This window comes from Glaciimonas sp. GNP009, from assembly GCF_054343755.1.
The window spans coordinates 3379503-3395366 of record NZ_JBTGUV010000004.1; the positions used below are offsets into that span (position 1 = coordinate 3379503).

The following is a 15864-nucleotide window of genomic DNA, read 5'->3' on the forward strand; positions in this document are numbered from 1 at the left end:
TTTCAGGGAACTCCGAATAACAGTCAAATTACACTCAACCCAATATCCGTCCAATATCCGCACTTCTCAAAGAAATCTTATCCGCATCCTGATACAGCAACTCAACCCGACGCTGCAACGGCCACCAACCCTTCCACAAAGTAGTCTCAGCCGTTATATCAACCGGCTCGACCGACGACTCATTCGTCTCGGTCAACGGATCGCTTTTAGGATTAAGAACCTGCTCAGCAAGCGTCAAAGAAAGGCAAACATGCGTTGTTGCCTGTTGCAACAGCGCATTCACCGCTGGCCGTGGCAAGCTCTCCTGATTTCGCCTAAGTAGCAAACGCATTGCCGCCACATGCGCCATTACCAGATAATTTTGTACGATAAATTGATTCAGTTCTTCCACCGCCCGATGTTTGCTGGCGGGCTCGTCCAGCATGCGGACAAGTGTGGAAACCAAATCCGCGATGCTGTCGAGAAAGCGTTTGCGAGATAGCCGATAAATAAAGTCATCCGGGGTTTTTGCTTGCAGCATATTATTCGCCGCTTCCAGATACCCCATATTGCTGGTGAGTACGCGACGCACAAGCTGCGGCAAGGTCCGATATTCCCAGCTTGGCAGCACAAAGCTGAACGCAGTGGCAATTGCGGCGCCGATAATCGTATCCAGCAGGCGCTCGCCAATGACATGGCCGCTACTTGGAATCACTAAATTAATTTGTAGCAGAATCTGCATACTGGCGGCAATCGCCGTGTAGCGGTATTTAACGTAAATGAATGCGGGTGCAGCTACCGTCGCGAGGAATAAAAAGCCCAGGAGGGCGACTGGTTCGTGTACGAAACGCAGGATCAAGGCGGTCGCTACGCAGCCAATCAGGGTGCCGAGCAGACGGTCGCTTCGCCGTTGTTTAGTCTGACTGAAACTGGGTTTTAAAATGATGGCAATCGTCAGCACGATCCAGTATCCATGCGAGGTATAGGGCAGATGCTCTGCGACCAGCAGGCCGACTGTAATCGCCATTGCTCCGCGCAAAGCAAAACGAAACGCTGGTGATTGCCAACGCAAATTGGCTAGCAATACGCCCAGTTGATATTTTTGCTGCGTCAGAAACGGCGTCATGTCCGCGCCCAGCATATCCGGTAATTCGCCGTGCGCGCCTTGCGTAGCGCGATGTAATTCGTCGATCATGTCGACTGTGTCGCGTATTTTGTTATAGGTGACGCGGATCAAATCCATTGCCGCTTCCGGTATTTTTCCGGCCAGGCTATCTTGTTGAAGCTGTTGCAATTCGACTTCAATGGCACGAAATTCAGCTTTATAACTGATCGTTCGGAAGGAAGCACGCTTGCGCGTGATGGCGTAAGCGATAGTCTCGATATCCTTGGCCGCCTTGTTGATCAGGTCGCGAAAATAGGTCAGGATGTCGGCATCGGCAAAATTCTGGCGCAACTCCATATAGTCGGTGTGGGTCGACAATATATATTCATACAAATCGAACATGCCGAAATGTACCTGTACGAGAATCGCATTTTGTTGGCTTTTTGGACCACGTAAAATCAGATCGCGCGACGCTTGCTGTTTGTCTGCCAGTACAATTTGTTGGCGTACCAATCGATTAAACTGATTGTTTAGTTCGACATGCATGTCGTAAAAGTCGGCTTTGATATCAAGGTAGCGCGCCAACTCAAATAATGCTTCGGCCAGAATTTGTTGTTTAATACGACGGCGCAAAAACCACGACACCACCATCGAATATCCCAAATAAGCCATGCCGCCGCCAAAAAATACGCCGGTATGCAGAAATGCGCCTGCGATGGAGACGGTATTGCTCATGGATAGCGTCATCGCGAACAGTGCAGCGAATTGCAAGGGCATTGCCTTCTTGCCGTAGACCACCATCATGCAAGCCAAAAATGTGACGAGTACCAGCATGATGCTTAACAGCCATTGAAACGGTGCGCAGAGACTAATAATCAACGTCACGATCGAACACAGCAACACGCTTGAAAGCATCTCGTTAAACTTGTGCCGCAAGGTGCTGGGCAAGTCCATCAAGCTGGTTGATAGCGCACCGATGCAGACCGTCATGGCGGTCGGCAGATCGGTGAACGGCAATACCAGCAAGGTAAAGCCGACGATGCCGGTGCCTATCCGAAGGCCGGTATAAAAATAGTGACTGAAAATAAACGTCCGTAAATCCAGGGCGTAATGCATAAGTAGTCTCTATAGCAATGACGGCAACGCGGGAAGTGTACCGCGTTTGCCCGTCGTTATTGTTAGCATCAAGGCAAAAAAATGCTGCGCTAACGATCCTAACAGGTTCAATTACGCAAAATAAATACTGCGAACGTCTATCGCTACATTCCCCTCCGTCGAGCGCCCGTTATGCAAACGATTAGCTTTAACTGGCGTAGCGGCGGTTTTTATCACGTTGCTCCGCCTGCTTGGGTTAACAGCTTTGGCATGTGCCCGATCAATTTGATCGCGATATAGCATTTATACCCGCATTTTTACACTTTGTTTACACCCATCATCATAGTCTTTACACCGTTTTTAGAAGCTTCCCGATAGCCTGTAGTTGTTGAAACAATGTAATGAGGGCAATGATGGATTTTCTAATGGATGGACTATTTGTCGCAGGGATCGTGGTGTTTTTCGGCCTGACCTGGGCATTGGCAGTTGGATGTAAAAAGCTGGAGGATCGGAAATGAATCCCTTTTATGTGCTCGGCGCGGTCGTAACGGTGGCGCTGCTGGTGTATTTGATATTGGCGTTGTTGAACGCGGAGGATTTCTGATGACTTCCCAATCAATATTGCTGCTGGCAGCGTTCTTAATCGTCTTGCTGGTGCTGAGCTATCCGCTTGCTAAATTGATCGTCCGGATTGCGGGTGATGAACCAATGCCGGGCATGGGTTGGTTGGCGCGCTTTGAGCATGGCTTATATCGACTTGCTGGTATTACGTCGAAAGACGAAATGGGTTGGAAGAGCTATGCGTTAGCGTTGCTTATTTTCAATACACTCGGCGCGCTTGTGACGTATGCGTTACAGCGCGTTCAGGTTTGGCTTCCGCTCAATCCGCAGCACTTTCCTAACGTTTCACCAGATTCTGCCTTTAATACGGCTGTGAGTTTTATTAGCAATACCAATTGGCAAGCCTATAGCGGTGAAAGCACCATGAGTTATCTCACTCAGATGCTCGTTCTGGCTGTGCAGAATTTCTTTTCAGCCGCTACCGGAATTGCCGTGGCATTTGCATTGATTCGCGGATTTGCGCGCCACTCGTCGCATTCGGTGGGTAATTTTTGGCGCGATATTACCCGTTCAACGATGTATTTATTATTGCCGTTATCGCTGATATTTGCCGTGTTGTTGATGGGTCAAGGCGTAATCCAGAATTTTGATGCCTATAAAGATGTTTCGCTGGTGCAAGCGCTAACTTACCAACAACCAAAAGTGGGCGCTGATGGCCAGCCGATAAAAGACGCGAGCGGCAATCCGGTTCTGGAAACGCTGAACACGTCGACTCAAACCCTAGCGATGGGTCCCGTCGCATCGCAAGAGGCGATCAAGATGATCGGCACCAATGGCGGCGGCTTTTTCAATGCCAATTCAGCGCATCCTTATGAAAATCCGACCCCGATGTCGAACTTCATGCAGATGTTGACTATTTTCCTGATTCCTGCGGCGCTGTGCTTTGTATTTGGCCGCATGGTCGGAGATATTCGTCAGGGTTGGGCAGTGCTGGCGGCGATGACCATCATCTTTGTGATTATGACGGGGGTCGTGTTGATCGCTGAGCAGCAATCACATCCGGGTTTAAGCGCGCTTGGTATTGATCAGGCCAATAGCTTGTTGCAGTCTGGCGGCAATATGGAAGGGAAAGAAACACGTTTTGGCATTAGCGCTTCGGCTTTGTTTGCCGCTATCACTACCGCTGCTTCGTGCGGTGCGGTGAATGCAATGCACGACTCCTTTACCGCACTCGGTGGCATGGTGCCATTGGCTTTGATGCAAATGGGTGAAGTGGTATTTGGTGGTGTTGGTTCGGGTCTGTACGGCATGTTGGTGTTTGCCATTATGGCGGTGTTTATTGCCGGATTAATGATCGGTCGCACGCCTGAATATCTTGGTAAAAAAATTCAGTCATTCGAAATGAAGATGACCGCGATTGCGATTCTTGCGGTGCCTTTGTTGGTTCTTGGTGGCACGGCCATTGCGGTGATGGTGACAGCTGGTACGGCCGGCATTCTCAACCCCGGCGCGCATGGCTTCACCGAGATCCTGTACGCCTTCAGTTCTGCTGCTAACAATAACGGTAGCGCCTTTGGTGGCTTGTCAGCCAACACACCGTTCTACAACATCACGCTGGCAATTGCCATGTGGTTTGGACGCTTTGTGATCATTATTGCGATTCTGGCGATCGCTGGCTCGCTCGCAGCAAAGAAACGGTTGGAAGTGAATGCGGGAACGATGCCGACACATGGTCCTTTGTTCGTCGTGCTGTTGATCGGGATTGTTGTGTTAGTGGGTGTGCTGAATTATGTGCCGTCATTGGCCTTAGGTCCGATCGTTGAGCATCTGCAAATGTCCGTCGCGCCAGCGCTAGCACATTAGTCGCCACATAAATAATAAGGAACATCATGTCCTCCAACAGTTCTCGCAGTAAATTGACGTTGTTTGATTCCAAGCTACTTGGTCCTGCAATCGTCGCATCGTTTAAAAAATTGACGCCACGCACACAGCTGCGCAATCCAGTAATGTTTGTGGTGTATGTCGGTAGTATTCTCACCACGCTGCTATTTTTTCAAGCATGGTTTGGAAAAGGCGAAGCCAGTCCGGCATTCATTCTGGCTATTTCGGTCTGGCTCTGGTTCACGGTTTTGTTCGCCAACTTTGCGGAGGCATTAGCGGAAGGGCGCAGTAAAGCGCAGGCCGAATCGTTACGGGCGCTTAAGCAAACCGTGACCGCAAAAAAACTCCTTGGTGTTGAAGGAAAAAGCGGCGCTGAAAGTAAGTGGTCACCCATTTCTGCCAGTGAACTCCGCAAAGGCGATGTCGTTCTGATTGAGGCTGGCGATGTGGTGCCAGTCGATGGTGAAGTGATCGAAGGCGTCGCATCGGTCGATGAAAGCGCAATCACAGGCGAATCAGCACCGGTGATTCGTGAATCCGGTGGCGACTTTTCAGCCGTTACCGGGGGAACGCGGGTATTGTCCGATTGGCTGGTCGTCCGTGTTTCGGTTAATCCTGGTGAAGCGTTTCTGGATCGTATGATCGCCATGGTTGAAGGCGCAAAGCGGCAAAAGACGCCAAACGAAATTGCGTTGACGATTTTGCTGGTAGCGTTGACCATCGTGTTCCTGTTGGTCACCGTCACATTGTTGCCATTCTCATTGTTCAGCGTATCTGCCGCCAAATTCGGTACGCCAATCACCATTACGGTGTTGATTGCTTTGCTGGTTTGCCTGATTCCGACCACCATTGGCGGTTTGCTGTCTGCGATCGGGGTTGCTGGTATGAGCCGCATGATGCAAGCTAATGTGATCGCCACGTCAGGCCGTGCGGTCGAAGCTGCTGGTGACGTAGACGTGCTGTTGCTCGACAAAACCGGCACCATCACGCTCGGTAATCGTCAAGCCGCTACTTTTATTCCGGCACCCGGCATTAGCGAACAGCAATTGGCAGATGTTGCCCAGTTGGCCTCGCTGGCGGATGAAACGCCAGAAGGTCGCAGCATCGTCGTGTTGGCTAAACAGCGGTTTAATATTCGTGAACGCGCTATGAGTTCGCTCCATGCCGTGTTTGTTCCGTTCACGGCCCAAACGCGTATGAGTGGGGTCGACATTGGCGATCGTCTGATTCGCAAAGGCTCTTCAGAAGCGTTAAAGAGTTACGTCGCTTCTTTAGGACAGCCGTTCCCTGCCGAAGTCGCACGATCTGTCGATGACGTTGCGCGGCGCGGTAGTACACCGTTGGTTGTGGTTGATAACGGCGTGGTAATGGGCGTGGTTGAACTGAAGGATATCGTCAAAGGCGGTATCAAAGAGCGTTTTGCGGAATTGCGGCAGATGGGGATTAAAACGGTCATGATTACCGGTGACAATCGCTTGACGGCAGCTGCGATTGCTGCTGAAGCCGGGGTCGACGATTTTCTGGCCGAAGCAACCCCGGAGGATAAACTCAAACTGATTCGATCCTATCAGTCCGAAGGTCGTATGGTGGCGATGACCGGCGACGGTACCAACGATGCGCCAGCGTTGGCGCAAGCGGATGTCGCAGTGGCGATGAATAGTGGCACGCAGGCCGCTAAAGAAGCAGGCAACATGGTTGATCTGGATTCCAATCCCACCAAGTTATTGGAGATCGTAGAGATCGGCAAACAAATGCTGATGACACGCGGGGCGTTGTCAACGTTCTCGATTGCGAACGATATCGCTAAGTATTTTGCGATTATTCCAGCCGCTTTCGTCACCACTTATCCGCAACTTGCGGCGCTAAACATCATGCATCTGGCGAGCCCATCCTCAGCCATCATGTCGGCTGTCATTTTTAACGCATTGATCATCGTTGCGTTGATTCCACTGGCGCTCAAGGGGGTTAAATATCGCGCTGTTGGCGCGGCCGCTTTGTTACGCCGCAATCTGTTGATCTATGGATTAGGCGGAATCATTGCGCCATTTATCGGTATCAAGTTGATCGATATGCTGCTGTCCGCTCTTAATTTAGTTTAGGAAATTTCAAATGAAAACCTCCCCTCTCGTTATTGCTAGCGCCCCTGGCCCGATGTTGCGCCCGGCGCTTGTTTTGTTCACGGCTTTGAGTCTCATTTGCGGCATTATTTACCCTGTTGTCGTCACCGGTATTGGCAAGGTCGCTTTTGCCGATAAGGCGGCAGGTAGTCTGATTATTCAGAATGGTAAAACAGTCGGATCACGACTGATTGGACAGGAGTTTTCTGCTCCCGAGTATTTCTGGGGACGCTTGTCCGCTACCAGCCCTATGCCCTACAACGCGACCTCATCTGGGGGTTCTAATTTTGGTCCCAGTAATCCAGCGCTGATTGAGGCGGTCAAAGGCCGCGTCGCTGCACTCAAGGCTGTGGATCCTACTAATACGCTCTCTATCCCGGTCGATCTGGTCACGGCATCTGGCAGCGGGCTTGATCCAGAAATGAGTACTGCCGCCGCGTATTATCAAGCCGCTCGCGTTGCGCGCGAGAGAAAACTGAGCATCGAAGTAGTACGCGGCATCATCGACGCCAAGCAACTGACCCGCAGTGTGGGATTTCTCGGCGAGCCACGCATTAATGTGCTGGATCTCAATCTCGCGCTGGATCAAAAGCATTAATGAGAAAAAATCGCCATTGCGTACTAATTGCGCGCAGTGGCTAATGTGGATGACACTTCAGCAGGCAAGATCAACATTCCTATTTTTAGGGCAGCATCGCTTGCGCTGACGTTACTTTGATTGGCAAGTCAGGCAACTTAATCCCAATAGGATTTTTCACCAATCTTGCTTGACGTAATCTGAATGTCGCGACGCTGTTTATGCAATGGTCTTGTATGAACGATTGCGGCGCCTAAGGTTTCTTTGTCATCGCGATCAGTGATCAGTAATTAGTACGCAATATTCACCGCCACCAGCGCCAATGCGCTATTTCACTTTTACCTTTAATGCGAATGAAATAATTCATGAAAAAAATTACTCTTGCAGTGGCAATCATCATTACCTGTAGTGCTTCGTTTTCGTACGCAGAAGATGCACCTGTGCCGGATAATGTTGTTAGCTATAACGCCAGTGTGGTGTCTGACTATCGGTTTCGTGGCATTTCACAAACCAGGCTTAAGCCAGCAGTACAAGGTGGTGCCGATTATGCGAACAATCCAACCGGCTTATATGTCGGGACATGGTTGTCGACGCTGAAATGGATCAAAGATGCGGGTGGAAGCGGCAATGTTGAGTGGGACGTTTATGCGGGTAAAAAAGGAAATTTTTCCCAGAACTGGACCTATGATTTGGGTGTATTAACCTACGTTTATCCATCCAATGACTTGCACCCGAACGCGAACACCACCGAAGTCTATGGTCAGGTGGGTTATGGTCCTATGTATCTCAAATATTCCCAAGCGGTTACTAATCTTTTCGGTTTTGCTAACAGCAAGAACAGTGATTACGTGGATGTAGGTGCCAACATTGATGTGACTAACGGCTATGTGGTCAATCTTCACGTTGGTCATCAAACCGTCAAAAATAATTCCGCTTCAAGCTATAACGACTGGAGGATTGGCCTTACAAAAGACTTCGGTATATTGGCGGGTAGTGTAGCGCTGGTCGGGACCGATTCCAAAAGCTATGCCGGACCGGGTCCAGATTATAAGGATCTGGGAAAGACCGCGTTATTGTTGTCTGTGACCAAAACCTTTTGATGTTATGCAATTGATGACAAAATGCCTCTACAATCAGGGGATTGATTTCATTTAATTGCGTCGGCGGCCCCTCAATGCGTCATTGGAGGTGTGTGCTATTGGTTCATTGGTTGATTTGTTGCTGATTTTTTGTTGATTTACTCTCACTACTTATGTCATCCAATTATCCGAATAATAATGATCAACGGCCTGATCCAGACGCGTTGCTGGCCCGTATGCAATCCGAACAAATCCACGCAGCACGAGGCAAGCTACGTATCTACTTTGGTGCTTCGGCTGGCGTAGGAAAAACCTATGCAATGCTTTCCGCCGCCCACAAACTCCGCGCTGACGGGCGCGAAGTGTTGGCCGGAGTCATCGAAACCCACGGACGAATCGACACGGCAACTCAGTTAACCGGTTTAGAAGTACTTCCACTAAAACAGCTCACCTATCGCGATAAGCAATTACCGGAATTCGATCTGGATGCTGCGCTAGAGCGCAAGCCATCGCTGATATTAGTCGACGAACTGGCGCATTCCAACGCACCCGGCTCCCGACATCCCAAGCGCTGGCAGGATGTGGAAGAGTTATTGAGTGCGGGTATCGATGTCTTCACCACACTCAATGTCCAGCATCTTGAAAGTCTGAATGACGTAGTTGGCGGTATCACAGGCATTCGGGTGGCGGAGACGTTGCCGGACACCGTATTTGATGCCGCTGATGAAGTGGTACAAGTGGACGTCCCGGCCGATGAGTTGCTGGCCCGATTACGCAGTGGGAAAGTCTATAAATTGCCGCAAGCCGAGCGTGCATCACGCAATTTCTTTCGCAAGGGAAATTTAATTGCCTTGCGGGAGTTGGCATTGCGTCGCACTGCCGATCGTCTTCAAGGTGACGTACAGGCATATCGGGTGGAGAAGTCGATAGGCGCGGTGTGGCAGACTGATGCAGCTTTGCTAGCCTGCGTCGGTCCAACTATTAACGCCGAACACGTGATTCGCAGCACGGCACGACTTGCGACACAATTGAACACCGAGTGGCGAGCAGTGTATGTTGAGACACCACGCCTGCAGCGAATGTCGTCAGCGCGCCGAGAGGCGATTCTGGAGACGCTCAAGCTGGCACAAAGTCTGGGCGCGACCACCGCCGTTTTAGCAGGAAACGATGTCACTCAGGTGATTGCAGATTTTGCGCGGAATCACAATATTTCAAAAATCATCGTTGGACGGAGTCAGTATTACGGTCAATGGCGTTGGCGTTCACTTTGGCCTTTGCAGAGTAATTTTGCGATGCGAATTGCCGCTCAGGCCAAGGACATTGATCTTATTGAGATCGGTCAGCCATCGATCCGGGCGGTCACTAAACAATCATCTTCTGCTACTTCGGCAATCTCTCCATCGCTCCTGAAGCCGAAGCGGATGCTTGAAAAATCGCGCTCTTTGGGATACTACTGGGCGGTTGCGGTCACGATATTGGTTACCCTCCTGGCGACTCCGATTTTGCCGTATTTTGATTTGGCAAATATCGTCATGCTTTATTTACTGGCAGAGGTATTGATCGCGGTGCGTTTTGGGCGTGGTCCAGCTATAACGGTGGCGCTGTTGAGTATTGGCGCATTCGATTTCTTTTTTGTGCCGCCACGGTTTTCGTTTGCTGTCAGCGACTTTCAATATTTGATGACGTTTGCGGTCATGCTGGCAGTCGGTCTGATCATTACGCACCTGACTACCGGTCTACGATATCAAGCACGGGTTGCGTCTTATCGTGAAGCGCGTTCCCGGGCTTTGTTTGAATTTTCCCGCGAACTATCTGGCGCGTTGCAAACTGAGCAGATATTCGAAACCAGCCGAAAATTTTTACAACGTACATTTAACGCTCAGACACTTTTGCTAGTGCCCGATTTGCACGGACGATTACAAGTCACCGTGGCGGAAGATGGAACAAATACGGATCAAAGTCTTCACGACTCAGTTCATAAGTCCCTGGATATCGGAATCGCCCAATGGGCCTTCGATAATGCCAGGAATGCAGGTATCGGCACGGATACCTTGCCAGCCAGTAATTGTCTCTATTTGCCTCTAGTTGCACCAATGCGTACCCGTGGCGTATTGGCAATTCTTCCGCACAGCCGCCGTTGGTTACTCATCCCGGAGCAGCAGCAACAACTCTACACTTTTGGGGCGTTGGCTGCGATTGCTTTAGAGCGCGTGCATTATATTGAAGTAGCCCAGGACGCATTGATCAAGATGGAGTCGGAACGTTTGCGCAATTCATTATTGTCGGCGTTGTCGCACGATCTGCGAACGCCGTTGACCGCATTGATCGGTTTGTCGGAGTCCTTAGTTCTTTCCAGGCCGCCTTTGCAAAGTGCGCAGCAAGGTTTGGCGACCGCGTTGCATGACGAGACCTTGCGCATGAGCGCACTGGTGACCAATTTGCTGGATATGGCCCGCATACAAAGTGGTGAAGTGAAACTCAACTTGCAATGGCAGCCTTTCGAAGAAGTTGTTGGTAGTGCGTTGCGCGCCAGTACTTCACCGTTGGCCGCGCATCGGGTGGAGATCCGCGTCGCTCACAGCCTGCCGTTGGTTCGTTTCGATGCGGTACTGATTGAACGCGTATTGTGTAATTTATTAGAAAATTCTGCCAAATACTCGCCGCTTGAATCTGTTATTGTGTTGTCCGCAAAGGTGGCAGGGCGCTTCATGTCGGTCACCGTTTCGGATGACGGTCCAGGGCTTCCGACCGGTATGGAAGAGGCCATCTTCGACAAGTTCACGCGTGGTGAGCGCGAGTCGGCGAAGCCCGGCGTTGGATTAGGACTCGCAATTTGCCGTGCGATCGTCGAGGCGCATGGCGGCACTATTGGTGCAAAATCCAGTGCAGAACGCGGTGCCGAATTTACCTTTACTCTGCCGCTCGGCGTGCCACCTAGCATGCCGGATGTTGAAGAAGGTGATTTCAATCCGGTCGAACCATCTATATAAAAGGGCCATCATGAGCCAGCCACAACCCGTAGCGATTCTGGTCGAAGACGAACCACAAATCCGACGCTTCGTGCGTGCGGCGCTGGAGGACGAGGGTTGGCAAATCCATGAGGCCGACACTTTGCACCGAGGATTGATCGACACCGGCACGCGTAAGCCGAATTTGATTATTCTCGATTTGGGTTTGCCAGACGGTGATGGTATTGAATTCATTCTGGATGTCAGAAAATGGTCTAAAGTGCCGATCATCGTGTTATCCGCTCGCGTCAGTGAAAACGACAAGATTAAGGCGTTGGATGCTGGAGCGGATGACTACTTGAGCAAACCTTTTGGAGTCGGCGAGTTGCTGGCCCGGGTGCGGGCCACGTTACGTCGTCAGCATCAGCCTTTAGGGGATGCCGACGGATTGATCCGGTTTGGTGATGTAACGCTGGATCAACAGGCACGACTGGTTACTAAAGCACAACAACAAGTGCATCTCACGCCAACTGAATATCGTTTATTGACGGTACTAGTGGCGAACGCTGGTCGGGTGGTGACCAATCCGCAGTTATTACGCGAAGTATGGGGACCGTCGCATTCCGAGAGCGGCCACTATTTGCGGATTTACATGGGCCATTTGCGCCAAAAGCTGGAAGACGATCCGGCCCAGCCAAAATATTTGCTGACGGAGACGGCAGTTGGCTACCGGATCATGTTATCCGTGTAAGTGTGGTTTGGTCGCTCTGCAAACCGGATTTTCAGCTAGGCAATTCTCTTGTGTTATTGATGTCTATAAGTCTCTCAATTTTTTTTGCATTTAGTAATTGTCACCGCCAACTGGCAACGTTAAATGGCGGTTTGACCGATGGAAGGCCTGATTGGTTAGAATAGCGTTTTTAATTCTTTTCTAAGAAGATTGCCATGGCCGCTATGACGCAGGACGAAATGAAGCAAGCTGTTGCTCGCGAAGCAATTAAATATGTCGTGGAACGCGACATTGTTGGTGTCGGTACTGGCTCCACTGCGAATTTTTTCATTGATGAACTGGCCAAGATCAAGCATTTGATCAAAGGTGCGGTCGCATCCTCTGAAGCGACAGCTGCCCGCCTGCGTAGTCATGATATTGAAGTATTTGATCTCAATCAGGTGTTGTCAATGCCGGTGTATATCGACGGTGCGGACGAAGTTAACGCGCAGGGCGCGATGATCAAGGGCGGTGGCGCGGCGCTGACGCGTGAGAAAATCGTAGCATCGGTTGCAGAAAAATTTATTTGTATCGCTGACGGCTCTAAACTCGTCAACGTATTGGGTAAATTTCCGCTGCCGGTGGAAGTGATTCCGATGGCGCAGGCGGTGGTAGCACGCAAGCTGGCAAAACTCGGCGGAGAACCGCGCTTGCGCTTCAAGGATGGTATTCCTCTCATCACCGACAACGGCTGCGTCATCATCGATATGCACGGCCTGAAGATCGTGGACCCGATTGCAATGGAAGCCCAGATCAACCAGATCACTGGCGTCGTATCGGTTGGCCTGTTTGCTAAACAAGGCGCAAACGTGTGTTTGCTGGGAACCCCGGAGGGCGTTAAAACGTTGACGTTTTAATGTGTCGATAAGTTGGGTCAGCCGCTGAATGCATTTACATTAGTTTAATTTCAGCCGCTATGAAAAAAGCCTGCAACTTCACAAGTTGCAGGCTTTTTTATCGATAAGAAGGTCAAATCTCTAGCGTCTCTACGTTAGGTCCTTGGCATACTTATTTAAGGCCTCGCCACATTCGGATTATTAATCTTCGTTTCATCGCGTGCAATCACGACACTTAATTGGGTAGGATCAATCCGACTATGGAACGCCTTATTGATCTGGTCGAGTGTCAATGCGCTGATTTTGTCTTCAAGTTGCTTACTCCATGCGTACGTTCGGTCTAGATCCAATAAGCGCACCCAGCCGGCACCGACTGCACCATCTTGCGCCCGGGCCTGAACGTTTTCTTGCAATATGCCGGATTTTGCGCGGGTCAGTTCGTCGGCAGTGAAGCCATCTTTACGAACGCGCGCCAACTCTTCCTTCACCCCTAGATCGACTTTGGAGAGATTTTGTGGAGCGGCGATCGCCTGAATGCTGAAGCTTGCAGCGCGGCTGATGGCGCTGATGCCGAGTGAAGAGCCGACGCTATAGGACAAACCATCTTTTTGGCGTATCCGGTCAGCTAGACGAGACTTCAGGCTGCCGCCTCCAAACAAGTAATTCGCCACCAACAGAGCAGGATAGTCAGGATCACTGTCGCGCATATCCAGATTCATGCGGGCAATATAGACGCCGTTTTCTTTATCTGGCGTATTGATGACCTCTGCAATTGGCGCGACATCAAAGTTTTTCCTTATCACGCGCTGGTATGGCGAGGCACTTTTCCAGTTGCCGAATTCGGCCTGAACCGTCTTGGAGATGGGTGTTGGGTCGAAATCCCCGACGATGGCGATTTCACTGTGTGACGCGCCATAAAATGCCTTGTGAAAAGCAATCACCTGTTCCAGAGTGACCGCTTTGATGTTTGCGATCTTCTCGTCAACGGTGGGTGCAGACAACCAGTCACCTTTTGGATATAAATTGAAATGTTGCGCCATTGCTTCTGCTGCGCGGCTATCGGGATTGTTGCGCGAAGCCTCAAGGCCAACGAGCACTTCCTTGCGCAAACGCTCAAATTCAAGGGGATCAAAACGCGGGTGCTGAAATACATCGGCAACCAGCGCCAGCGCGCCGGGAAGATCACTACGCGTTGTCTCAAATTGATAGAGGCTGCCGCTCACCTTAAGCTTGGAAAAAGCATCTGCTAATTGCTGACGGTTAAGTGTTGTGCTGCCGCGGCGCAGCATTGCACCGGTCATATCCGAGACAGCATTCTTATCGAATAGCGTTTTTTCATCACCCCAATTTAATTTTATGTGGACTGAAACGGTCTCGCCACGGGTTTTCTTCGGTAGCATCGCCAATTTCATATCGCCGAAAGTTTGATGCTGCGTACGTGCATCAATATTCGCCTGCGAAGGATCGAAAATTTCTCCGCTTGCCAGCCCTTGCTGCGGCTTGTAATCTTTTAGTATCTCGGCCAGCGCAGGTGCAGCCGGTACCTCGGCGCGCTGCGGTGGATCGTTTGGTTGAAAGATGCCGACAGTACGATTGTCGCGTTTAAAATATATGGCCGCAACTTCTGCAACCTGTGCTGATGTGACTTGCTTAAGTTGGTCGCGCCCTAAAAAAAGCAAGCGCCAGTCACCCAGCGCAATGGCGCTCGACATGGCAACCCCAATTTGCTGTGGATCGTTCATCAAGTTTTCATAACCGTTGGCTGTGTTTCGTTTTATACGGTCCATTTCTTCAGCGGTTGGGGGCGTAGTTGAAAAACTTTCGATGGCGTCTACCAAGGCTGCGCGAACCGGTTCAATTGGCTCATTTTTTTTCACGACCGCAGCGATGACCAATAATCCCGGTGCATAACCGGTCATTTCATAATTGAATACCGATGTCGCCTTGCCTGTTTCGACCAAGGCTTTGTAAAGCCGCCCGTTTGGGGTGTCGGCCAGAATGCTCGCTGCGAAAGATATCGCGTTGCTGTCCGGGTGCAATTCGCTCGGTACTTTGTACGCCACGGCGACGATTTGTATGTCACCTTCACGCCGGATGACAAAGCTGCGCTCACCATCCTGCGTTGGTTCCACGGTCCAGAACTCAGGTAATTTACGGCTTGGTTTCGGCAGTTTTCCAAAGGCCTCGTTTACCCAGGTCAGCGCCTTTTCAGTGTCGAATTTTCCCGAAATGAGTAGTACCGCATTATCTGGCTGGTAATAGGTGCGATAGAACGCTTGCAGATTTTCGATCTTGACGTTCTCCACATCACTGCGGTTGCCGATAGTGGGTTTGCCATAACTATGCCAGTCAAAAGCGACGCCTTGCATGCGTTTAAACAAGACGCTGACTGGAGAGTTTTCCCCTTTCTCAAATTCATTACGAACAACGGTCATTTCACTATCGAGATCTTTTCGAGCGACAAAAGAATGCAGCATCCGATCCGCTTCAAGGTCGATGGCCCATTTCAGATTGTCATCGCTCGCTTGCGAAAATTCGTAGTAATTGGTGCGGTCAAGCGAAGTAGTGCCGTTGAAAGACATACCGCGTTGGCCGAAATCTTTTGGAATGGTCGGATGCGTTGGCGTGCCTTTGAACATCATGTGTTCCAGCAAATGCGCCATCCCGGTTTCACCATAATTTTCCTGACGCGAACCGACCAGATACGTCATATTGACGGTCACCGTTGGCTTGGTGGCATCTGGTAGCAACAACAATTTGAAGCCATTACTGAAACGGTATTCGGTGATGCCTTCGGCTGAGGGGCCTTTGGTGATGTTGGCGAATTGGGTGATCTTTGCATCACTGGTCGGCAATGTCTGTGCTTCTGCAAAATAGGGCGTTACAAGCAACATCACGGTGAGTGTTAGCGCGCCAG

At 50.5% G+C, this 15864-nt stretch carries 10 protein-coding genes; 8 read left to right on the forward strand and 2 right to left on the reverse strand.

The window, feature by feature from the left end:
• Nucleotides 1-34: 34 nt before the first annotated feature.
• On the reverse strand, nt 35-2200 hold the full coding sequence (locus tag ACXX82_RS15755) for an FUSC family membrane protein (RefSeq protein WP_458563234.1): 2166 nt from the start codon (nt 2198-2200) through the stop codon (nt 35-37).
• 493 nt (nt 2201-2693) lie between these two features.
• On the opposite strand from ACXX82_RS15755, the gene kdpF reads away from it, so the two are divergent.
• From kdpF to rpiA, 8 genes are all read left to right on the forward strand, one after another.
• Nucleotides 2694-2783: a K(+)-transporting ATPase subunit F gene (gene kdpF, locus ACXX82_RS15760; RefSeq protein ID WP_322236400.1), complete on the forward strand. Its 90-nt coding sequence runs from the start codon at nt 2694-2696 to the stop codon at nt 2781-2783.
• Nucleotides 2783-4603: a potassium-transporting ATPase subunit KdpA gene (gene kdpA / locus ACXX82_RS15765; RefSeq protein WP_458563235.1), complete on the forward strand. Its 1821-nt coding sequence runs from the start codon at nt 2783-2785 to the stop codon at nt 4601-4603. The genes kdpF and kdpA overlap by 1 nt, the downstream gene beginning before the upstream one ends.
• A gap of 26 nt (nt 4604-4629) precedes the next feature.
• Nucleotides 4630-6720, forward strand: a complete 2091-nt coding sequence (kdpB, locus tag ACXX82_RS15770; protein WP_322236403.1) for a potassium-transporting ATPase subunit KdpB — start codon at nt 4630-4632, stop codon at nt 6718-6720.
• Between the two features lie 10 nt (nt 6721-6730).
• Nucleotides 6731-7336: a potassium-transporting ATPase subunit KdpC gene (kdpC, locus tag ACXX82_RS15775; protein WP_322236405.1), complete on the forward strand. Its 606-nt coding sequence runs from the start codon at nt 6731-6733 to the stop codon at nt 7334-7336.
• Between the two features lie 344 nt (nt 7337-7680).
• Nucleotides 7681-8415: a TorF family putative porin gene (locus tag ACXX82_RS15780; RefSeq protein WP_322236407.1), complete on the forward strand. Its 735-nt coding sequence runs from the start codon at nt 7681-7683 to the stop codon at nt 8413-8415.
• 152 nt (nt 8416-8567) lie between these two features.
• Nucleotides 8568-11384: a DUF4118 domain-containing protein gene (locus tag ACXX82_RS15785; protein WP_323506100.1), complete on the forward strand. Its 2817-nt coding sequence runs from the start codon at nt 8568-8570 to the stop codon at nt 11382-11384.
• A 10-nt stretch (nt 11385-11394) separates the two neighbouring features.
• Nucleotides 11395-12093 (forward strand): two-component system response regulator KdpE, encoded by a 699-nt coding sequence (gene kdpE, locus ACXX82_RS15790; RefSeq protein WP_322236411.1) that lies wholly within the window; start codon nt 11395-11397, stop codon nt 12091-12093.
• 203 nt (nt 12094-12296) lie between these two features.
• Nucleotides 12297-12968 (forward strand): ribose-5-phosphate isomerase RpiA, encoded by a 672-nt coding sequence (gene rpiA, locus ACXX82_RS15795; RefSeq protein ID WP_322240492.1) that lies wholly within the window; start codon nt 12297-12299, stop codon nt 12966-12968.
• Nucleotides 12969-13123: 155 nt separating this feature from the next.
• On the opposite strand, the gene ACXX82_RS15800 is transcribed toward rpiA, so the two are convergent.
• Complete coding sequence (locus tag ACXX82_RS15800; protein ID WP_458564005.1) at nt 13124-15841, reverse strand: M16 family metallopeptidase; 2718 nt, start codon at nt 15839-15841, stop codon at nt 13124-13126.
• Between the last annotated feature and the right edge of the window lie 23 nt (nt 15842-15864).